The organism is Microcoleus harperi Pol14_C6, from assembly GCF_036701295.1.
Taxonomy (GTDB): domain Bacteria; phylum Cyanobacteriota; class Cyanobacteriia; order Cyanobacteriales; family Microcoleaceae; genus Microcoleus.
Window position 1 is genome coordinate 34,363 of record NZ_JAUBQN010000032.1, and the last position, 22,528, is coordinate 56,890.

The following is a 22,528-nucleotide window of genomic DNA, read 5'->3' on the forward strand; positions in this document are numbered from 1 at the left end:
AAAAAAGGTTTAAAATATCATGAATAGTTGCCCTTGTTGCTCCTCTAAATTGCTCCGCCACGCTCGCCACAATCGCGTTTATTGGTTCTGCTCGCACTGCTGGCAGGAAATGCCCGATCTGTCGGAGATGATTTTAGGTAACAGCGTGCGGACTCACAAACGCGACGGTTTGGTGAAGGTGGCGACTTTGACTCCTAAATTGAGGATGTTTGAGTCTGTAGAAATTGCTTAGTTTGCTGGAGTTAGTCTCGCGATAAATATTGAGACGGAAAAGATTTTTGATGGTGCCATTTGTTGGATTTTTTGATTAAAAATGCAAAAGCCCCCTCCGTGTGAAGTGAAGGGGACTTAATAGCGGGGGGCTTTTGCACTTGTGATGGGGTCGATCGCCTGAATTTCAGCTATGGTATGCAGAAGAGCTGATTACATCAAACCGATTTGAGAGAGAATGCCTTGACCGGTGAGGAATTCGGTAGCTAAACCGATAACGAAGCCCAACATTGCCAAACGGCCGTTCCAGGTTTCAGCAAACTCAGTGAAGCCAACTTTTGCGTCTTTGTTTTCCATGACCAGAAACCTCGTTTAATTTCAACCTTATGTAACTAAACTTAACACAGCAGTACAAAGTTTGCAACATATTTTTACATTTACTGTTCAAATGCCGGATATCAGCGGGATGGGCCCGCAGGGAGAGGGGCTCGCGGGGGGAGAGATTGACATTGAGCTTGGCTGTCTGCTAGGCTTGACCGAAATGATTGGGTCATCAAAATTCCAGTGCAAGCGTGGGCTGCTGTCTCACCTATCGTATATGTATATTTTTTTACATATATGCTTCAATATGTGATTAGTAAATAACATTGCTAAGTATTTATCTAAATATCTATTGCAGTTGTCTATTAATCTCATATAGATGTATACATATAAGAATATTTACATATACGGTAGATGAGACATCAGCTCACACCTAGCGTCACCTGAAAAGTGTTTGCTTAGTGTGAGTTGTTCTCATTTATGAATTTTTCGACAGAAAATTATCCCTATAAGATAAGTAAATTAGAAGTAGCATTAATTCCTACTTTTAAATCTTATTTGTTTGGGAATATTCATCTCTTGCCAATCCCTAAGCAACATTCCTTACGTGCTGGATAACTGATGTTTCAATGCTGTTGTAAACAACAAGCACAAGGAAACCGAAATGAATCCAAAGCAGAAGCATACCAAGAAGCAAAAACTGATCGATGATTATAGTCAGAACTGTTGGTGGTGCGGTAAATTTCTCCAAAAAAATTAACTGACTATCGAACATTTGCGCCCCAAAAGTCGCGGTGGCTCTGACTGTATAGAAAACCTACGACTTGCTTGTCTTTCATGCAACCAGTCTCGCCGAAACAGTCTCTACCCTCCCAACTGGGTAAAAAGTAATTGTTTATAGGTAACATCTTAGTTTACAAACCCCGTTTCTTTAAAAAACCGGGTTTTCAGAAAAAATCACAACTCTGAATGTAGCAACAAGAAAGAAATTTCGGTAAAAACAACACATGACTATTAGCAATCACGAACGAGTTAGCAGAGCTTTAAATATTCTAGGTCAGGGATTGTATCCTTATGTCGAGCAAGAGATGCAGGCCGTTCACGGCGATCGCTGGCGGACAGTCGCCACATCACATCTCCCCGACCACCAAACCTCGAAGCGCAACGTCGCAGACCCTCTGCGCGAGGATGTTTCTGCACAACTGATAGTCATGTCAAAACAGTGGGATAAAGTCTTCAAAAGAAACAAAAACCTAGGTCAAGGTGAACGCACTCTAGTGAGTGAGCTGATCAATGTCCGCAACCAATGGGCCCACCAATCTAGTATTTCCATAGATGATACCTATCGCGCCCTCGACAGAATTGCCATACTCCTCAAGGCTGTATCTGCATTTGAACAGGCAGATAATGTAGAAAAACAAAAGCTAGAAGTCCTGCGAATCTTATCTCAAGAGCAAACCCGTTACGAAACTCGCCAGGGTTCAGTTGTCTCCCCTGGTGAAGAAAAACGCATTCGAGAGAGATTAGATGAAATCCTCAAACAACTGCCTTTTCAGCAAGCTTCTCTGTTAAATCGCGCACTCACTCACCGATCGTACCTTTACGAAAATCCTAGAGAAGTAAGCGAAGACAACGAGCTATTAGAGTTTCTAGGCGATGCCTTGCTGACTTTTCTAAGCGGCGAATATCTCTACCGCCACTACTCTGATAAAAATGAAGGTGAACTAACTGACCTGCGTTCTTTGTTGGTGAAAGACAGGCAATTGGCAAGGTTTGCTGCCGACTTGGATATCGGTAAGTGGATGCTGCTAGGCCGGGGTGAGGCAACAAGTGGAGGCAAAACCAAGCAGTCGTTGCTCAGCAACACTTTTGAAGCAATTATCGGCGCGTATTTTCTCGATTCAGGCATTGAGGCAGTCCGCGATTTTGTAGAACCGCTATTTACCCTAGTAGTGGAAGAAATTATTTCTTCTCAGCCAGAACCAGACTCTAACATTCTTGTAGACCCAAAAAATCGGTTTCAGGAATGGGTACAGCAGAATATCGGACCAATTATCCCTCAGTACATCACAATCCAAGAGGCCGGGCCAGATCACGCTAAAGAATTTACTGTTGAAGTGCGCGTAAATAGTAAGGTGTACGGTCAAGGAAGTGGTCGCAGTAAAAAAGAAGCTGAAAAACGTGCGGCTGGAGACGCACTTAAAAAACTCAGGCTAATATAGAAACGTTTTCCATGCTATTAATTTCCCAGCAAGTCCAGACATCAAAATGTACAAAATTCCAAAATTTAAAGATGAATCGCTCTTGCAACGCGCTTTAACCCACCGTTCCTATGTTAACGAACACCCCGAAGCAGGCGAACATAACGAGCGACTAGAATTCCTCGGCGACGCCCTCCTAGGTTATATAGTTGGCGAAGTCTTATACAAGCGCTATGAAGATTTTAGCGAAGCTCAGTTAACTCGGTTGCGCTCTGGATTAGTCGATCAGAATCAGCTAGCAAAGTTTGCTGAGCAACTAGGTATAGGCAAGTTAATGCGCCTGGGAAAAGGGGCAGAACAAGATAAAGGTCGCCAAAATCCCTCTTTGCTTTGCGATACTTTTGAAGCGATTATTGGTGCGTACTATCTCGACTCAACCATTACACCTGTCCGCACCTTTGTTAAAAAGCTGTTTATTCCAGTTGCTGATAGCATGGTTTATCCTCAGTCCGATACTGAGCAAAAAAACCTTGTAGACTCTAAAAATCGATTTCAGGAGTGGGCTTTGGCAAAATTCGGTCAAAACCCCGAATATTCAATCATTGACGAGGAAGGCCCAGATCATGCTAAAGAGTTCACTGCTCAAGTGTATGTCAGCGGTAAAATGTACGGTGTTGGCCGGGGTCGCCGTAAACAAGATGCTGAGAAAAATGCGGCCGAAGATGCGCTAGCAAAGCTCAAAAAATGCTGACTGATATAAACTTGAAAACATCGAAAAAAACTACTAGATTTTTTGTGCTATACGGGCGTTGGCAAAGCCCTCCAAGAAGATCGCCCGAATTGATTGCCAGAGCACACAATCGGCTATAATCAGGACTTGTGCAAGTGTTACCGCCGTCGATTGAGGGTTGCAATCACAGAAATTCGTTGACGAGTACCCGATGGTCGATCGTAATTTTGGGAAATATCAGAGCAATTCATGTCTACTCACAACCCGACTACCCTAACTGTTGAAGAAGCACAGCAAATCCTCAAGGATTTCACTTGTCTGGATATGCAATCGGTAGCATCACCGCTGGAAAAAAAAGCCCTCCGTCAAGCGGTTTTGCTGGTAGCAAGTTTGTCGGATTATCAAATGTTGGGAGTGTGCGCTGCTTCGACAGATGAGGGGTTTTTAGCTTTAGAATCTTATTTGAAAGCTTTGGGATATCAAGTTGTTTTAGATCCCAATGCTGTCTCGACCTTTGCTGGTTCGGTTTATATTAAGTTCAATACTTTGAAGGGGTCGTATTATGTTGACGGCTATCCCGGAACTTACCGGGGCGTTTTGATTTCGTGTCAATCTGCCTCAGAAGGTGGAGTTACTGGCACTTACGGTCATTTACCTCTCGATTTATTTGTTGATTAATTTGTCAGTAGTCAGCAGTCAGTAGTCAGTCGATCAATTAAATGGAATCAAAAACCGACTGAAAGCATCCAGGATACAAGCCCCCGGATTCATCCGTGGGGTCAATGCTTCAATCTAAAATCTAAAATCTAAAATCGATTGACTGATGCACCTTACTAAGCTGCAAGCTGCGTCAGCCGATCGCCCTTCGATTCAGTTGAATCAAACACCGACTGACGCACCTTACTAAAATTAACCCTTACCAACGATCAATTCTGCCTCTGGTGCCGGTGCGGTTTCTTCCGGCGGCAGTCCCAAAATATCGCTGTACAAGTTGACGTATTTCCGGGCCGAAATATCCCAGCTAAAATCTTCTCTCATGCCGCGCTGTTGCAGTTCTCTCCACTTATCTTTGTAGCGGAAACCTTCCCAAGTTCTGATCATGCAGGTGAACAAGTCGAGGGGTTCGTAGCGATCGAAACAGTAACCTGTACCGGTATTGTCGATCGGGTTGTTGTGGGAAACGGTATCGACTAAACCGCCGGTGCGGCGAACCATTGGCACGCACCCGTAGCGGAGGGCTAGCATTTGGCTGATGCCGCAGGGTTCGAAACGGCTGGGCATCAGGAAGCTGTCGCAGCCTGCGTAAACGCGCCGGGAGAGGGCTTCGTTGTAAAGTAGCTGGGTGGACATCCGACCGGGATAGCGGGCTGTCATTTGCCAGAGTTGGGTTTCGTAGTAGCGATCGCCCGTTCCGAGTACAATAAATTGAGAGTCGGTATAAGCCATGAACAGATCGAGCATTTGAATTATCAAATCCAATCCCTTCTGTTCTACCAGCCGCGTCACCATGCCGATCAAAAAAGCATTTTTATTCACTTCCAAACCGACTTCTTCTTGCAGCGCAATTTTATTAGCGGGGCGCTTTTCAATAGTATCAACACTAAATTGCTGATGGAGGTACTTGTCAGTTGCTGGGTTGTAAGATTCTGTATCAATTCCGTTCAAAATCCCCGATACTTTGCCACCGATGTAAGACAGCAAACCTTCCAAAGTTTCCCCATATGCTGGGGTTTTGATTTGCTCGGCGTAAGTCGGCGAAACAGTATTTACTCGATCGGCAAACTGTACTGCGGCCGCCATTGTATTGTGACCTTGCATATACCAAGGACACCAAGTCATCTGCTCCAAACGCCAGCGCCACGGCCCTTGATAAGCTAAATTGTGAATAGTAAAAACCGTGCTGATATCGGGGTCTTGGCTCATCCAAACAGGTATCATCCCCGTATGCCAGTCGTGACAGTGGATAATTTGGGGCTTCCAGTGATTCCAAGCAAATTCAGCCGCAGCATTGGCAAAGAAAGTGAACCTCCAATCTTCATCTAAACCGCCGTAAACGCGGCGTGGCAAGAAAGATGGATGTTGCATTAAGTATAAAGGTACATCGGTTCCCGGCAAAACAGTTTCAAACACCGAGAAGCTTTGGAACATGGCAGCCCCATCCCAAACAGGTTTTTTGGGAACATCCATTTTGTCGGGAACGAAACCGTAGTAGGGCATGAAGATGCGGACATCGTGGCCCATGCGCCGCAAAAATTTAGGCAAAGCGCCGACGACATCCCCCATACCGCCCACTTTGGCGAGGGGTGCTGCTTCGGCGGATACAAATAAAATACGCATTATTTTTTTGTGTTCCTTGAAATTGTTAGTCTAGATTAAGTTTAAATGGCGAGCGACACAATATTAACGCGCCGTCCAAAAACAAGTATAAATCTGAGTTGCTGTAGCGATCGCAGTTTACTCAAGAATGCGATCGCCCTTTTTCCATCCGCGTCGCTGTGCGGTCAAAAAAAGAGCAATCGCCCGTACTCTCCTCCCGCGAGAATTTTCACGATCTAATCAAATTTATCTGTCACTTTCTGAGGGACGGTAAACATCAAAAATTGTATGCAGTCTGCTCACCTTTACGCATTAGTAAAAATGCACGCAAAGCCATCAGTATGTAATTAAGGAAATAGCGATCGCCGTAATTAAGGAAATAGCCATCGCCTTTTTCATTCCCTCTGAGAAAAAGAGCGATCCTCTTCTGCAAGCTTCGCCAAGACCCGAATCACAGATTACGGACAACGGGAGCATCTCAATGAAAGCAGCTAATGGAGTTTTGAGGCAGGAGGAAAGAAGAAGAAGGAAGGAGCCAGAAGAAGTGTTTTTACAAATATGAGATCCTCCCGGACAACTCCCGACTAATTCTGAGAATTGTCCTCAAAAGTCTCCTCAAATCCCGCTAGAAAATCATCCAAAGCTTCAGCCGCGATCGCCAAATTAATATTATCAGCATCTTCCCATCCCCACGTATTTACCCCAACCACTTGACCTGCCATATTAATCAGGGGCCCGCCGGAATTTCCAGGATTAATTGCCGCATCAGTTTGCAACACCTTTACCTCACCCACATCATCTTCGTCGTCATCGCCTTCTTCATATTCCTCTGGTTCGCGGATTGCACTCACAATACCTTGAGTTACAGTTGAAGCAAACTGCCCTAAAGGATTGCCCACAGCAATTACTCTATCTCCCACTTTCACATCAAAAGACAACTCTAGGGGAGGATATTCTTGAGGAGAGTCCACTTGTTCCCCTGTGTTCGGGTCGAAGGTAAAATCGCTAATTAAGAGTAAGGCTAAATCTTCTTCAGCATTACCAGTAAACACCACCTCGGCCAATCTCAATTTTCCGTCGTGAGTTTCGACTAAAACCTGTTCGATTTCATCTTCTTCATAGAAGTAATCTTGATCGGCAATATCTTCTATAACGTGATAGTTCGTGACAATTATGTCCGGCGATACAAAGAACCCGCTTCCAGAAGAAATCTCTTCTTCTGTATCCCAATCCATGACGTAAATTGACACAAGCGACGGCAAGACTTGCTCGACTACATCCGACAAATTTCCTGGTTGAGTTTTTAACTCTTTCAATTGCTTCTGCAAAGCTTGTTGGTCGGCCTGCATTTTGCTATACAGTTGCTGAACCTTTTTCAATTCCAGCTTTAATTGAATTTCTCTAGCGCTCATATTGGGCTTTTACCTGAAATAAATTGCTGATTAATTTTGGGTGTTTGATTGTAGATTGTGGATGGGTAGGTTAAGAATTATAGGACTTACGAAAAAAAACCGGTTTTTACTATAAATCTTGGGCTATACAGCGAGACTTACATCAGAAACCGGGTTGCTTAACACCCGTGCGGAGCGTCCTAAATTAGTCAGATATTTTTGAAATCTATCGCGCAAGTCCTACCTAAAATCCCATCAAAAATCTACAATCAGACTGCTACTCTACCTGTTTTGCCGCGAAACGCCTGTTATTTTTATTGTAAAAAAGGCGGTATATCGCGTTTAAAAGCATTGACAAAGAGATGCCACTCGGTTTTAGGAACCACGTTGAACTTGGGCAAATATTTCCTCCAAAATTTCACTAGCACCCTGTTGGCGCAGGCGGTGAGCGAGGTCAATTCCGATCATTTCAGCAGTCTCGGCGGCGCCGGAAACAGTATCTTTGACGAACCGCTTGCCGTCGAGACTCGATACCATTCCGGTTAAGGTTAATTGACCGTTTTCTATTTTGGTATTGACGCCTATCGGCACTTGACAGCCACCTTCTAATTCCCGCAGAAATGCGCGTTCGGCATAACATCTTTGGGCAGTTTCCGAGTGTTCAAGAGCTTTAATCACTGACATGATTTCGGTGTCTCCGGCGCGGCATTCGATGCCCAAAGCACCTTGTCCGACGGCGTGAAGGGAGATATCAGCAGGGATAATTTGGTGGATGCGATCGCCCATTCCCAATCTTTCGAGGCCGGCAACTGCTAAAATAATCGCATCGTAACCGCCCTCATCTAATTTAGCGAGTCTAGTATTGAGATTGCCGCGAATATCTTTAAATTCAAAATGAGGGAAATGGTGTCGCAGTTGAGCTAGCCGCCGCAGGGAAGAAGTGCCGATTACTGAACCTTCTGGCAGGGTGTCGAGTTGCTTGTCTTTGTGCTTGGAGTGAACTACCAAGGCGTCAGCGGGATTTTCCCGTTCGGTGACGCATCCTAAAATTAAACCTTCGGGCAAATTGGTAGGCAAATCTTTGAGGGAATGAACGGCAAAGTCCGTTTCATTGTTCAGCATTCCCGTTTCTAATTCTTTGGTGAAAAGTCCTTTATCGCCAATTTTAGCGAGGGCGACATCAAGAATTATGTCCCCTTGGGTGGACATGGTGTGGACTTCAAAAGTGTGTTCCGGGAAGTGTTTCTGTAGCTGTTCTTGCACCCAGTGGGTTTGCACGAGAGCGAGTTGGCTTTTGCGGGAACCGATGCGAACGGTTCGGGAAGGGGCAGATGTGGTTGGGGACATAAGATCGATCGGAGGATAGCTTGAAATCAGCCAATATATTCACCTGATCTAGCGTACCGCAGGTGGGGACTTTAATTGCTGGTTGGGATAATTCGGGCGATAAAATAGAAATACCAGGTTTTGAGCGCCAGTAGCAGTGAGCCTTGATGATGTTTCCCATCCAGCGTTGGGCGTCGCTTGCAGTCCAGGCGATCGACATTCCGAAGCAAAGGCTGTCGGCCATGTACGATTTACCTAGGGTCGAGCCGGATGAACCTGGTTGGGGTGAGGAGTTAGCTCAGCAGCAGCGAGAAAGAATTAGCTCAAAGGTTGCGGGATTTGGGGAGATAAATTTAGTTGCGAGGGGAAAAGAGCCATCGTAATTGCGATCGTACTTCTAAAGCCACCAAATAGCTTATACCAATTCACTCTGAACCTGCACTTAATATAGCTTCCAGGATATAGTCCCAACTACAGAGAGATAAAACTTCTTCATTCGTGAGAGATTTGATAATTATATCTACCTGTTCTTTAAGTTTATCTCAACTCGAATAATTTTCCTACTTGAGGTCTTTTTTTTTAGGTTCCCACAATCTAATCGGATTCTATTCAGGACTATATGCAGGTAAATATATTGGCATTACATGGTCATGCCAGTCTAACAATAGAGCTTTATGAAAGCTGCCATTATCCATGATAATTAGATTGAAATAGTCTGAGTATTTTTGAGAAAATCCATTTAAAAACTATTGAAAGCCGTTGTGATTGAGCTGACAAAATTGTTGATAATATTGTTCACCTGTTGATTGCTCTACAACTCCATAAACATAGAAGTTTACTCGCTTAAGATAGCTTTTTGCCGACGGGTTTTATCCCTTCAATGTAATCATCCTGCCCTGCTCATGTAATCAATCCAGATCTACTCTCGTCCTGACACCATATCCTTACAAGCTGTCCTGTTCCGAAATATTTAATCATTACTTTGATAATCTCCCACAGTTTTTTTTGGAAGTTTGTCTGTGCAACTTCGTTCACTTTATTGCTTTGGGGTCTTGGGACGAAAGAGGTAAGATTTTAATTTATAATGAACTAGGTCATGTACGACTTTATAGCTCACTTTGATCCCGCATTCTTTTTCTAGCCATATCTGTAATTTGCCATAACTTGTTTCCCCCTCGGGTTCTTGCAGTTTTTTGATTAATTTTTCTCTGACTTCGGGTAGTATATGTGGAGTCTTCCCGGGAGCTTTTTTAACTGTGAGTAATGAGGTAATTCCACCTTGTTTGTAAGCTCTTAACCAACGATATATTGTTGAAAAGTCTCGCTTCAGCATCGTGGCTAATTCTTCTCTTCTTTTGATTTTTTTGGTAGTAATTCAGTATAATAGCAGTAATTTTTCGCGTGCTTACTGCGGTTATAGCCCGTTCGAGTCGATGCTCTAGTTCCTCAACCGTTTCCTGGATTTCTACCTTAAATTTGTTGACCATATTGCATCTCCTCTACTTTTAGCCTAAATGAGCGTGTACCTTCATAGTGAATTGGTATTAGACTATCGCACCAGAGGTGCGATAGTCTAAACTCCTGTTAGTGATTAGATAATCGAAAAGCGCTCTCCTCTTGAGGGGCGCTTTTTGTTTTTTAAATCCCCATTAAAAACCCACTCTGAATTAAGTACGAGAAGTAAGTATTTAACAATCTTTCATCTATAGGTGGACAGCTAATGCAGCTACCAACTAAACCATCGATCACGTTTTGAGAATCAAAGCAAGGAAGTGTAATCGTCTGTGCAGATACGGTTTCATCAGAGAAAAGGCTGACCAGTGGATGCAAAGCATTTTCTGGTGAATTATCAACAATTTTTAATAACTCGCAGTGCCACTGTTCGTAAGGAATGCGTTCAAGGGAGTGGACAAAAGAGCGAATTGAATCGCAAAGCTGATTCCAAGAAATGGGGTGAGGATTAACTAAATTAAAAGCTTTACCGACCAATTCTTTTTGTTTGGATAAATGAACGATCGCTTGGCTGACATAATCCACCGGAGTCATGTCTAACAGGATGTCTAAATCAGGTGTTTTTCTCATTTGAATGCAGCCTTTAAGCATTCTGCTGATTAAATCGGCAGTATTGCGAATACCTGTTTGGCTGTCTCCGGCGATGAATCCCGGTCTATAAATATAAACAGGTATCCCTCTAGAATGGGCAGTCATAACTAATTTTTCAGCAACCCATTTACTTTGACCATAGCCTTCAGAAAGGCTTTCACCATCAGGCAATTTATCTTGTTCTAGGACTACTTTAGCCTGATAGTAAATATCCGAGCAAAACACTCCAACGGTAGAAATGAAATGAACTGGTTTTGTTTTGATAATACAGCCTAATCTCAAAACTTCCTGCGTACCGAGAACGTTTACCGCTTTTAATGCAGAGTATGGATAAACCAGATTTGTTGATGCACCATTGTGGTAAATTACATCTATTTTGCTTGCCAGTGCGCGAAATTTATGTGATGTAAGCCCTAACAAGGGTTGAGATAAATCTCCTAAAACTGGGATGATGCGGTTGCTAATAGGTGGATTAGAAAGTAAATAGCGTTCTCGACTTTTTTGAATTTTTTCGATACCTTGTTGGAGATTGGATGCTCTGACCAGGCAATAAATATTTGCCTGCGTTTGGTTTAGTAAGTCATTAAGTAAGTGAGTACCGAGAAATCCGGTTGCTCCTGTTAATAAGATGTGAGATGGTTCTTTACTCCATTCAAAAGCAATATTTTCAGCATAGATTGTAGGGTCTAGGATTGCTTCCGCGTTTAGATCGATAATTTCTTTTTGTGGTGATGTAGAATAGAAATCTGGGCGACTAGCGAGAGAGATCGCATCCGCAATTCCAGCAATAGTCGGTACTTCAAAGAATTGTCGCAGCGATACTTCTACCTGAAAAGCATCTCTCACTTTAAACATTAACTGAGTAACTTTTAAAGAATGCCCGCCCAAATCGAAAAAGCGATCGTAAATGCCAACTCGATCGATACCCAGAATCTTTTTCCAGATTTCAGCTAACTTTTCTTCCACAGGAGTACGAGGCGCAATGAATGCTGTTTGTAGTTCTTCTCGATTTCCTTCTGGCGCTGGTAAGATTCGTCGATTTACTTTTCCAGAAGGAGTTAAAGGCAGTGCTTCTAAAAAGACAAAAGCATTAGGAATCATGTATTCAGGCAACTTTTCTTGCAAAAAGTGCCGCAATTGGTTAGCAAAAGATGCTAACTCTTTGGAAACCACTACATAAGCAACTAAACGCTTGTCGCCTGGTATATCTTCCCTAACAATAACAACAGCTTCTCCTACGTTTGGGTGTTGTGCCAAAGCAGTTTCGATCTCTCCTAACTCAATCCGAAAGCCGCGAATTTTTACTTGGTCGTCAATTCGACCCATATACTCGATGTTACCATCTGGTAAATAGCGGGCTAGATCGCCGGTTTTGTACAGTTTTGAGTTGTGAGTTGTGAGTTGTGAGTTTGCTTTTAATTCAGAACTAAAAACTAAGAACTCATCACTATTTAAGAATGGGTTTTCAATAAACCGTTGGGATGTTAAATCTGGTCTGTTGATATAACCATTGGCTAAACTAATACCACCGATGTAAAGTTCTCCGGGAATACCAATAGGTACTGGTTGTAATTGTGAATCGAGGATGTGGATTTTGGCGTTGGCAATAGGACGACCGATGGACGGCAATTTATCCCAATTTTCAGGCGAATCAGTGAGAGTAAATGCAGTTACTACATGACTTTCAGAAGGGCCATATTGATTGTGCAAAGTGCAATCTTTTAGCTGACTAAACCAATTGACGATCGCTCGACTAATTTGTAACTGTTCGCCAGCCGTCATAATTTCTCGCAAACTATGAGGTACGGTTCCTCGTTCCTCAGCAACCTCAGCTAGATGCTGAAGGGCAATAAAAGGAAGAAATAAACGTTCGATCGCTTCATCTTGGAGAAGTTGCAATAAAGCTACTGCATCTTTGCGAATAATGTCTGAAATTAACACCAAAGTGCCGCCAGAACACCAACTGGAAAAACACTCCTGAAAAGAAACATCGAAACTGATGGGGGCAAATTGGAGGGTTTTAGTAGCAGGAAAAGCGAAATTTTGTAATTGCCAATCAATCAGATTCACCAGGGGACGGTGACTCATTGCCACCCCTTTAGGTTTGCCTGTAGAACCTGATGTATAGATAACGTAAGCTAAATGGTCGGGTAATACGGCTGTCGTGGGGTTATCTTGCGGGCGTTGGGCGATCGATTTCCAGCCCCGATCTAAACAGATCGCTGGTATCCCATACTCTAACAGTGGCGGCAATAAACTTGCCTGAGTTAGCACTACTGGAACTCCGGCATTTTCCAGCATATAAGCTATCCGTTCTTGCGGATAAGCCGGGTCAAGAGGTAAGTAAGCCGCACCTGCTTTTAGGATACCCAAAAGTCCGATCGCCATTTCCAGCGATCGTTCTACACAGATACCAACTACTGCATCTGGTACAACTCCTAGCGAGCGTAAATGATGCGCTAATTGATTCGCCCTTTGATTCAACTCCTGATAGGTGAGTTGTTGCCCTTCAAATATTACTGCTACCGCATCGGAATTTTGCTCTACTCGATCTTCAAATAACTGATGAACGCACTTATGTGACGAATATTTTCTCTCCGTAGCATTCCAACTTATTAACTGTTGCCGTTCGCCAATTTTTAACAAAGACAACTTCGAGATTGACTGGTCTGGATTAGCAACTATACTCTCCAATAAAGTTATAAAATGCCCAACCATCCGGGAAATAGTAGCGGCCTCAAATAAATCGGTATCGTACTCAAAACGACCAATAATTCCTTCCGTTTTTTCTTCTAGTTGGAGAAACAAATCGCACTTAGATGTACCGATATGAATGTCCATCTGACTGACTTTCCAATCCTTAGAATCCAAAGTTACGAGCGGCGGTTCTAAAATAAACATCACCTGAAATAACGGGTTTTGACCCAACTTTCTTTCTGGTTGAAGTTCTTCCACCAGTTTTTCAAATGGCAAGTCTTGGTAAGTATAAGCTCCTAAAGCTACTTCTCGTTCCCTGGAAAGTAACTGTCGGAAACTGGGAAAACCAGAAAGGTCAGTACGCAGAATCAGCGTATTGAGGAAGTACCCAATCAATCTTTCAATCTCCGATCGATTTCGCCCACCAATAACAGTGGCGACGGGAATATCTTCTTGTCCCGAATAGCGGTAGAGCAAAATTTTGAAGGCCGCCATTAATGTCATAAATAAAGTGACATTTTCCTGAAGGGAAAAAGCTTTCAAAGCCTCAGTTAAACCCTTCGAGAGTGCCAGAGTTTGCATTCCACCTCGAAACCTTTGAACTGGCGGTCGTGGATTATCGGTGGGCAAATGTAGCGGGGGCAAATCTGCTAATTGCTGTTTCCAGTAAGCTAGCTGTGGCTTCAGTAATTCTACTTGTAGTTGTTGCCGCTGCCAGTAGGCAAAGTCGGCATACTGAACGGTTAATTCTCTCAGGGAGGAGGGTTTGCGATCGCAAATAGCTTCGTAGAGTGCTACCAGTTCGGGAAATAGTACGCTGTATATAGAAACCGCATCTAAAATAATGTGATGTACGGTTATGTAGAGTCTGTAATCTGTATTGCTGAGTTTAATTAGAGTAGCTCTTAGCAACAAATCCGAGGTGAGATTAAAAGGTTGCCGTGCCTTTTCTGTTACCAACTGCAAAGCTTCCGTTTCGCGATCGCTCTCTGACGCTATTTCTTGAAGGTCAATTAATGGTAGGGATAAATAGGAAGTAGGCTGAACGATCCGAATTGGTTGACCATCGACGACAGAAAAGTTGGTTCGTAGAATTTCGTGGCGAGCGATAATTTGGTTGAAACTTTGTTCTAACGCTAATCGATCGAGCGAACTCGGTAAGTAAATTGTAAAGTGTTCGTTATAAAAAGGATTCCCCGGTTCTATTTGTGCCAAAAACCACAACTGTTGTTCGCCAAAAGAGAGAGGCAGATTCTGGTTGCGAGAAATCACTTCGATTGGAGAAAGTTTTAACCTTGAGTTTGTTTGAAGTTCTGTTTCTATTTGCTGGGCTAATTCGGCTATTGTGGGTGCTTCAAACAAAGAACGCAGAGACAATTCTATTTCAAGCGTATTTCGGATGCGAGAGATAACTTGAGCAGCAAGTAACGAGTCTCCTCCGCATTCCCAAAAGTTGTCATGAATTCCAACTTGCTCTAAATCTAAAATTTCCGTCCAAATTATTGCTACTACTTCTTCTACCGGAGTACGAGGAGGAACAAAAGGCATTAACTCAAGCTCTCGTTCCAGTTCTAAAACATCTGTTTTTTCTACAATATCAGTTACAGAGTCAATATTGCTATTTGTCAGTTTCTTTCTGATTTGTTTCGGTGAAGGTAGCGCTTGACGATCCACTTTTCCGTTGGGAGTTAGCGGCAATTCTTTCAGCATGACAAAGTTAGAAGGCACCATGTATTCAGGTAACTTCTGTTTTAAGAAGTTACGGAGGTTACGGCTAACCGTGCGCTGCAAAAATTTCAGAATTTTCTGTTTTTCTAGGAGATAATCTAAGCTGGTTTGGATGGTAATTTGCTGCGTTGGCGTTAGCTCAAACTGAATCCCCGTTTGCTGTTCTTCTTGCCATACTACTTTACCTTCTACCCACAAAAATTGAGAATTTTCTGGTAGCTGTAGGTGCAAGCGAACGCGACTATCTCGCTCTAAAATTTCTGTCATTCCTACTAAGCTAATACCACCTATTGAAATGTCTTCGGTGGTTACTTCTATAGTACGATTACCATCAAATTCAACCAAGCAAGGACTTTGATAAGGTATCCGTTCTGGTATGAGATTAGAGACGATGTAGGCGACTAAACGCTTGTCACCCGGTACGTCTTCCCGTGCGATCGCAACGGCTTCTCGCACGTCAGGATGTTGTCGCAGTGATGCTTCAATTTCTGCTAATTCTATGCGGAATCCGCGAATTTTTACTTGATGATCGATGCGACCGATAAATTCAATATTACCGTCTGGTAAGTAACGAGCCAAATCACCAGTTTTGTAGAGGCGCGAACCTGGTTCATTGCTAAAAGGATTGGGAATAAATTTCTCTTGAGTAGTTTCGGGACGGTTGAGGTAGCCTCTTGCTAGTCCCACACCAGCAATGTGGAGTTCTCCAGCAATGCCTACAGAAACAGGTTGTTTATGGCGATCGAGAATATAGATTTGAGTATTATCGATCGCACGACCAATTGGCAGCACGTCCATGCTTTCAAAGCATTGTGCGACTGTAGCGCAGACAGTGGACTCAGTAGGCCCGTAAGCATTAAAGAACCGCCGTCCCCTAGCCCATTGAGCAACCAATTTTGTCGGACATGGTTCTCCCGCGACGATGATATTCTGCAACGCTGGCAACTCCTCACTCGGCAGAGCACTAAGTGCTGATGGCACGAGAGTAAGATGAGTAATCCCCTGCTCTTGCAATAGTCGCAGTAAAGGTTGTCCCGGTTGCAGGGATTCTCGTGTTCCTAGGTAAAGCCGTGCTCCGGAACACAGAGCCATGACAATTTCCCAGATAGAAGCGTCAAAGCTGAAGGAGGCAAATTGGAGAACGCGGCTATCGGGCTGCACATCAAACAGTTTGATTTGTGCCTGCGCTAGATTGCACAATCCTCGGTGAGGAATGAGAACTCCTTTGGGATTTCCGGTTGATCCAGAGGTATAGATTACGTAAGCTAAGTTCTCGGGTACCACATCACTGATGGGAGAAATTTCGGGCATCACGGAGATTTCTTTCCAATCTGAATCTAGACAAACTACCCGTGCTTGATGTTCTGATAACGAGGCAATCAGTTGTTTTTGAGTTAATAGAACTGGTAGTTGCGAATCATCGAGCATATAAGCGATGCGCTCAGATGGATAGGCAGGGTCTATGGGGACGTAAGCACCACCCGCTTTGAGTACGCCTAGGATTCCCACGATCGTATCAAAGGAACGTTCGACGTAGATGCCTACTAACACTTCTGGCTTTACTCCGAGCGATCGCAGGTAATTCGCTAACTGATTCGCTTTTACATTCAATTCTCGGTAAGTTAATTTTTGTCCTTCAAAAACCACCGCCACAGCATCCGGTGTACGCTCCACTTGAGATTCAAACAGTTGATGAATAGCTCCACCTTTCAAATGATCGGACATTTGATGCTTCCTCTAAGTAATTATACTAAGTGACTGATTGTAAGCGATTATCTAGAACTTTCACTCTGAAGCAATGCTCAACTAAAAGCCTTTGTGTTTAGCGAAAAGCTTTACAGGTTCGACCTAAGTTTAAAGCTTAATCTTCTGTCCGCTTTTTTTGGGATCACTGCTACTAAATATAGGTTACTCCAAATTGAAAAAAAATCACAAATTTAGGAGGATCGAAAATTATTTACTACCTTCGGAATCACCCAAATAATATCTACACTAGGGAGCTTGACTTTTGGCGATTTTGCTGGTTTACGGGAATCTCAATTATGAACTCCGCACCTTGACCTGGCGCTGAAACGCAGTTCAGTTGTCCGCCATGTTTTTCAACCACAATTTGATAACTAATAGACAACCCCAAACCCGTTCCAGAACCAACGGGTTTGGTTGTAAAGAATGGGTCAAATAGTTTAGTACGCACTTCTTCAGTTACGCCAGTTCCATTGTCAGCAATCCGTATTCTTATCCAATCGCAATCTATTACTTCAGTTACGATTATTATCGTGCTATAATTTTCCTTCATCTCTGTTTGTGAGCGATGGCGATCGCGCTGATATAACGCATCAATAGCATTAGCAATAATGTTCATAAATACTTGGTTTAACTGCCCTGGATAACACTCTACTAATGGTAGTTTACCATAATTTTTAATTACCTGAATTGCTGAATTATCTGCCTTTTTATTCAAACGGTTTCGCAAAATTAACAGCGTACTTTCAATACCCTCATGGATATCTACGGATTTGATATCTGCTTCATCTAAACGAGAAAAACTTCTAAGTGACAAAACGATTTCGCGAATACGGGTTGCTCCCAGTTGCATTGAAGAAAACAATTTAGGTAAATCTTCCAATAAGTATCCCAACTCAATTTCTTCAATATAATTTTGAATTTCGGGTTGAGGACTATGATTGCTGTCTTGATAGAGAGCAATTAAATGTAATAGTTGTTCGCTATATTCGCTAGCGTGGCTTAAATTACCATAAATAAAGTTAACTGGATTGTTTATTTCGTGAGCAACACCAGCAACTAATTGTCCCAAACTAGACATTTTTTCAGTTTGGATAATTTGTGCTTGAGCTTGCTTTAGTTCATCCAAAGCTTTTTGTAATTTAATTGCTTGATCTTTTAATTTATCATTTTTTTCGCTTAGTTCAAAGGTACGTTCTTTCACTTTTTCTTCTAGTGTGCGGCTGTATTCTTCTAAATTTTTATAGAGCAAAGCATTCTCTAAAGAAATAACTATTTGGGTCGAAAGTATTTTAACGATTTCTAAACGAGCAGGTGTAAATGCCCCAACAGTTAAATTATTCTCTAAATAAATTATGCCAAGGAGTTTATTTTGATTGATAATAGGGGTACATAAAATAGATTTAACTTGAGCTTGAATGATATACGAGTCTTTGATAAAGATTCCATCTTTTGCTGCATTATTTAAAATAACATTTTCTTTTGTCCTAGCTACGTAATTTATTAAAGAAACTGGTATATTTTGGCTATTATTTATAGATGTTGATGTCCACAAAGTTATTTGTTCTTGTTCTACAGCACCAGTTGCTTTTATCGTTAAGATACCATCTGTTTCTAAAACAAGGCAGCTAGTTTGAGCCCCTGCATTCTCCATTACAACTTTTAGTAATTTCTCCAAAAACTTATCAAGTAGAATTTCGCCAGCAAGAGCTTGCGATGCTTTGATTATAGTCGCTAAGTCTAAAACATCGCCTTTAGTTCCGAAGTTTGAAGAACTTGTTGTAACAGTTAGTTCTCGACTAGAAGTTTTATTGGAAGTTAAAGATATTAATTGCGGGTATTTTGATTCCAAATCTTTAATTTTTGCTATTGCTCCCCAACGAACATAGCAATAGTATGAATCTACTAAATATGTTTGAGCTATTTTTTCTCTTCCAAGACTACGATAAAATTCTGCGGCTTTTTCGTTCGCTAATGCTTCTTCGTGAATATAACCTTGCTCTTTTGCTCCTTGAATTGCTAGATCGTAATATTCCATTGCTGGCAGTATATGCCCTAAAATTTTAGCTTTTTCTGCTTCTACTAAATAATATTTGTGTTCGTAATTCATGGGAGCATATAACGACCATTTTTTTAATTTAATTTGGTTTGCTTCCACTTGTTTTAGGTTGATTTCTCTATCAATTTCTCCTACCATTGAACATGGTGCAAGTAGAATCATAGAATAGTAAAAATTTTGTTCGCTTGTATGTAATAAACCTGCCAAATAACTAGAATATTGCTCGGCTAGCTTTATATAACTAACTGCTTCTGCGTAATTTTCAAATAAATATAAAAATATAGATTTCGCAAGATATAGAGAAAAAAGTAATGCACCATTATTTGATTCAATAAAACCAGGCAGCATTACTTCTTCATCAAAAAAATTACCTAGCGCTCTACATTCATTTTCTGTCTTATCCAAAAGTTTCCCAACTAATTGTCGCCAAATTATAATAGGTAAGCTAAAATAACTTATTTTCAAATTAACTAATAGGTTGATGTAAATAGTTTGTTTAGCACAGACTTCATTTAGTTGCTCGCCTACAAAAAATGGATAAAGTGAAGTGTAACCAGCCGCGTAACCCGCATACTCTAAATCGCCATTTTCTAAACCATGTTGAACAGCTTCTTGTAAAGGTTCTATGGTTTCCCTAACATGGCTTACCCAAATTTTGATATGAGCATAAAATACTTCATATACTTTCGTTTTAATTTCCTTAGCATTCAAATTTTCTAATAAATTTATTCCTATTTGACCGACTTGATATCCACTTTCAATATTATCTATTGAAGTACAAAGGAGCAGTCCATAAAAAGCATAAGCGAAAGTAGATAGTGATGAATTTCCATACTTAAAGCAAATATTGACCATCGTAAACACGATCGGTGACAAAAGTGCTGGATTCATTACATAAGCAGGTGTTATCGCTTTAATTAATATTCGCATAGCCGCAAGTTTATAAGGATCGACCATTTCTGGTAGATTGCTTAAATTTCCGATCTCTAATCCTTCTGGCAATTTTTTAACTAAAGTTTCTCCTAGCATTTCCAGCACTAGGAATGATGTGTCAAGCGCTGCTTGCATCTGATTGAGAGAAATATAAAATTGAATCTTTATTTCATATGTTTTAATTTTTTCTAAAAGCGAAGTAGCTTGCTTTAACACAATATCACCAAGGAAACTTGAAGTTTCAAAGTTACCATTTAAATATTCTACTTCTACTGCCTCTGTATATAGCGACCAAGTTAATTCATAATTACTATACCAGCTATCTTCTGCAAGTAGTTCTAGACCAAAATGTAAGTATCCATGGGCGAGTTCATAAGCTGCTGCTGCCTTTGCTTTCCGAGCTGCAAACAGATTTAACTCAGCCAGATTGTGTTGAATTTTTTGATGGGTAATTAACTCAATAGCGATATTTAAATGATTGACAATATCAAAAATTTTGTCTTCTATTTCTGTTGTTTGAGTATTTTTTAGCAATAGTTGACCGACTTTTAAATGAAGTTCTTTTTTTTGGTCCGTAGGAACTAAAAAATAAGCGGCTTGTTGAACGCGATCGTGCAAAAATTTATACTCAATACTTAAAGATAAATCACTGGGTGTTTCGGACTCATCAACTAATGTTAAGGTTGTATTTAAATCATTAGCTAAAGGAATTTTATAAGCACCGCTCAAAGGGAAAATTAAATCTTCTTGAACTGCTTGCCAAAGCTCTGTTGCGGTAGATGATAAAGATTTTTCATTGACTATTGCTAGATCGTTTAATGTAAATGTGTTACCAATACAAGCTGCTACTTTTAAAACATTTTGCGTAAAACTAGGAAGTTTTTCAATTTTTTTAACCATTAGTTCAACAACATTTTCTGTCATTTTAACTTGTTGAACTCGCTGAATATCCCACTGCCATTTACCAGCAGTTAGATCGAATGAAAGTAGGTTCTCTTGGTAGAATGTTTTAAATATTTGAGTTACAAAAAAGGGATTGCCAGCCGTTTTGTTAAAGACTATTTCTGCTAAAGGTAAGGATCTTTCTAATTCGCAGTGAAGCGTGTCTGCAATTAATTCATTAACTTGAACAGTATTTAAAGGTTGTATATCGAGCTGATTTACTTTAACTTCTGCTTTTTGAATTTCATTCAAAAGCAACGTCAATGAATGAGTTTCGTTCACTTCGTTAGCTCGGTAAGCTCCAATTAATAAAAAGTATTGACTATCTAATGACATCATTAGTAGCTGGAGTAATTTTAATGAGGCTGAATCAACCCACTGTAAGTCGTCTATGAAAAGAACTAAAGGATGTTTTTTACTGGTGAAAACACCCACAAACTTTTGAAATACTAAATAAAATCGATTTTGTGATTCTCCAGATTCTAATTGAGGAAGAGGTGGTTGCTGCCCAATAATTAATTCTACTTCAGGAATGACTTCAATAATAACTCTGCCATTTGTACCCAAAGCTTTTAATAACTTATTTTTCCAAATTTCGACTTTTTCTTTACTTTCAGTTAATAGCTGTCGAATCAAGGTCTGAAAAGCTTGAATTAGTGCAGCATAAGGAATACCGCGTTTAAATTGCTCGCACTTTCCCGAAGTAAAATAACCCTTTCGCCGCACAATTTGTCTATCAATCTCATTAATCAAGGCTGTTTTGCCGATTCCTGAATAACCGGAAACAAGTATCATCTCACTCGTACCTTTACTGATTCTTTCAAATGCAGCGTTTAGGGTAGCAATTTCTAGCTCGCGGCCATAAAGCTTTTGGGGTATTTGAAATTTAGCAAAAATATCATGCTGACCGAGAATGAAATCTTTAATTCTTCCATTGGTTTGTAGTTGAGTTAAACACGCTTCCAAATCTGCCTTAATTCCATAAGCACTTTGATATCTATCCTCAGCAGTTTTGGCTAATAATTTCATCACGATATCAGATACTACTTTCGGGATAGTTGGATCTAGTTCATGCGGTAAAGCGGGTATTTTGGCAATATGACTGTGAACGAGTTCCATCGCATCTGTAGTTTGAAATGGCAACTGTCTAGTTAGCATTTCATAAAATGTGACACCCAAAGAATAAAAGTCAGTACGATAATCAATCGAGCGATTCATCCTACCAGTTTGCTCTGGGGACATATAAGCCAAAGTTCCTTCTAATCGATCGGGATTGCTGGCTAGATATTTTTCTTGCATCAGAAGTGATGCAATTGAAAAGTCTGCGATCTTTATTTTTAATGTTCGCTCGTTAATAAGGATGTTATCGGGCTTGATATCTTTGTGTATAATATTTCTTCTATGTACTTCTTCTAAAGCTTTAGTTAATCCAATTGATATTTGCAAAAATACAGATAAATCTATAAATTTACCAGTTTGAAAAAAGTTTTTCAGTGAATTACCGCCAAAATCTTCTAAAACTATAGCTATATAATTGTTAGATTTTTCTATGCTATAAGCTTTGATAATCCCTTCTGAATCTAAGTCTTTCAGCAATTCATACTGGTGTTTAAATACATACATATCTTGACTGGAAGGATATGCCTTTTTAAGAATTTTAATAATAACAGGTTGACTATCTCGAATTCTTCGGGCTCTATAAACCAGGGTTATTAAACTATCGTGAATTTTTTCTAAGTATTCATAACCTGCAATAATAAACATGGCTTTTTCCGGGTTGTTAGCAGAAAGTTTATAAGTTTTATTAATCCTAATTGATCGCTCTTAG

The 22,528-nt window shown here is 41.0% G+C and carries 12 protein-coding genes and 1 pseudogene; 6 read left to right on the plus strand and 7 right to left on the minus strand.

Features of this window, described 5'->3' with window-relative positions:
- The first annotated feature begins 19 nt into the window (after nucleotides 1-19).
- The gene (locus QUA27_RS20010; protein WP_333069962.1) at nucleotides 20-232 is read left to right on the plus strand and encodes a hypothetical protein; all 213 of its coding nucleotides are present in this window, start codon (nucleotides 20-22) and stop codon (nucleotides 230-232) included.
- Between the two features lie 191 nt (nucleotides 233-423).
- Here QUA27_RS20010 and QUA27_RS20015 read toward each other — a convergent pair whose 3' ends face one another.
- Nucleotides 424-567, minus strand: coding sequence for a CAB/ELIP/HLIP family chlorophyll-binding protein (locus QUA27_RS20015; protein WP_015176459.1), 144 nt, complete (start codon nucleotides 565-567; stop codon nucleotides 424-426).
- Between the two features lie 730 nt (nucleotides 568-1,297).
- On the opposite strand from QUA27_RS20015, the gene QUA27_RS27470 reads away from it, so the two are divergent.
- From QUA27_RS27470 to QUA27_RS20030, 4 genes are all read left to right on the plus strand, one after another.
- Complete coding sequence (locus QUA27_RS27470; RefSeq protein WP_445251529.1) at nucleotides 1,298-1,432, plus strand: HNH endonuclease; 135 nt, start codon at nucleotides 1,298-1,300, stop codon at nucleotides 1,430-1,432.
- 106 nt (nucleotides 1,433-1,538) lie between these two features.
- A complete protein-coding gene (gene rnc, locus QUA27_RS20020) occupies nucleotides 1,539-2,753 on the plus strand; it encodes a ribonuclease III (protein WP_333069963.1) in 1,215 nt (404 codons plus the stop codon).
- 46 nt (nucleotides 2,754-2,799) lie between these two features.
- Nucleotides 2,800-3,483 (plus strand): ribonuclease III, encoded by a 684-nt coding sequence (rnc, locus tag QUA27_RS20025; RefSeq protein ID WP_333069964.1) that lies wholly within the window; start codon nucleotides 2,800-2,802, stop codon nucleotides 3,481-3,483.
- A gap of 228 nt (nucleotides 3,484-3,711) precedes the next feature.
- The gene (locus QUA27_RS20030; RefSeq protein ID WP_333069966.1) at nucleotides 3,712-4,140 is read left to right on the plus strand and encodes a DUF1824 family protein; all 429 of its coding nucleotides are present in this window, start codon (nucleotides 3,712-3,714) and stop codon (nucleotides 4,138-4,140) included.
- Between the two features lie 231 nt (nucleotides 4,141-4,371).
- Here the strand turns inward: QUA27_RS20030 and glgA are convergent, their stop codons facing one another.
- The 3 genes from glgA to hemC form a co-directional block, all read right to left on the minus strand.
- A complete protein-coding gene (gene glgA / locus QUA27_RS20035) occupies nucleotides 4,372-5,799 on the minus strand; it encodes a glycogen synthase GlgA (protein WP_333069967.1) in 1,428 nt (475 codons plus the stop codon).
- 563 nt (nucleotides 5,800-6,362) lie between these two features.
- Nucleotides 6,363-7,190, minus strand: coding sequence for a S1C family serine protease (locus QUA27_RS20040; protein ID WP_333069968.1), 828 nt, complete (start codon nucleotides 7,188-7,190; stop codon nucleotides 6,363-6,365).
- A 354-nt stretch (nucleotides 7,191-7,544) separates the two neighbouring features.
- Nucleotides 7,545-8,516 (minus strand): hydroxymethylbilane synthase, encoded by a 972-nt coding sequence (gene hemC, locus QUA27_RS20045; protein WP_333069970.1) that lies wholly within the window; start codon nucleotides 8,514-8,516, stop codon nucleotides 7,545-7,547.
- A 146-nt stretch (nucleotides 8,517-8,662) separates the two neighbouring features.
- On the opposite strand from hemC, the gene QUA27_RS20050 reads away from it, so the two are divergent.
- The gene (locus QUA27_RS20050; protein ID WP_333069971.1) at nucleotides 8,663-8,878 is read left to right on the plus strand and encodes a hypothetical protein; all 216 of its coding nucleotides are present in this window, start codon (nucleotides 8,663-8,665) and stop codon (nucleotides 8,876-8,878) included.
- Between the two features lie 653 nt (nucleotides 8,879-9,531).
- Here QUA27_RS20050 and QUA27_RS27475 read toward each other — a convergent pair.
- The 3 genes and pseudogenes from QUA27_RS27475 to QUA27_RS20060 all read right to left on the minus strand — a co-directional run bounded on the left by QUA27_RS27475 (nucleotide 9,532) and on the right by QUA27_RS20060 (nucleotide 22,464).
- The gene (locus QUA27_RS27475; protein ID WP_445251530.1) at nucleotides 9,532-9,870 is read right to left on the minus strand and encodes a helix-turn-helix domain-containing protein; all 339 of its coding nucleotides are present in this window, start codon (nucleotides 9,868-9,870) and stop codon (nucleotides 9,532-9,534) included.
- A gap of 263 nt (nucleotides 9,871-10,133) precedes the next feature.
- Nucleotides 10,134-16,718: pseudogene (locus tag QUA27_RS20055) on the minus strand (amino acid adenylation domain-containing protein); the annotation flags it as partial.
- Nucleotides 16,719-17,010: 292 nt separating this feature from the next.
- Nucleotides 17,011-22,464, minus strand: a complete 5,454-nt coding sequence (locus QUA27_RS20060; protein ID WP_333069972.1) for an ATP-binding sensor histidine kinase — start codon at nucleotides 22,462-22,464, stop codon at nucleotides 17,011-17,013.
- Nucleotides 22,465-22,528: the final 64 nt, after the last annotated feature.

Bases quoted from the DNA above. Each gene is read 5' to 3' on its own strand.
- rnc (WP_333069963.1), top strand. From the start codon at position 1,539: ATGACTATTAGCAATCACGAACGAGTTAGCAGAGCTTTAAATATTCTA.
- QUA27_RS20060 (WP_333069972.1), bottom strand. From the start codon at position 22,464: ATGTTTATTATTGCAGGTTATGAATACTTAGAAAAAATTCACGATAGT.
- glgA (WP_333069967.1), bottom strand. From the start codon at position 5,799: ATGCGTATTTTATTTGTATCCGCCGAAGCAGCACCCCTCGCCAAAGTG.
- QUA27_RS20010 (WP_333069962.1), top strand. From the start codon at position 20: ATGAATAGTTGCCCTTGTTGCTCCTCTAAATTGCTCCGCCACGCTCGC.
- QUA27_RS20015 (WP_015176459.1), bottom strand. From the start codon at position 567: ATGGAAAACAAAGACGCAAAAGTTGGCTTCACTGAGTTTGCTGAAACC.
- hemC (WP_333069970.1), bottom strand. From the start codon at position 8,516: ATGTCCCCAACCACATCTGCCCCTTCCCGAACCGTTCGCATCGGTTCC.
- QUA27_RS20040 (WP_333069968.1), bottom strand. From the start codon at position 7,190: ATGAGCGCTAGAGAAATTCAATTAAAGCTGGAATTGAAAAAGGTTCAG.
- QUA27_RS20030 (WP_333069966.1), top strand. From the start codon at position 3,712: ATGTCTACTCACAACCCGACTACCCTAACTGTTGAAGAAGCACAGCAA.
- rnc (WP_333069964.1), top strand. From the start codon at position 2,800: ATGTACAAAATTCCAAAATTTAAAGATGAATCGCTCTTGCAACGCGCT.
- QUA27_RS20050 (WP_333069971.1), top strand. From the start codon at position 8,663: ATGATGTTTCCCATCCAGCGTTGGGCGTCGCTTGCAGTCCAGGCGATC.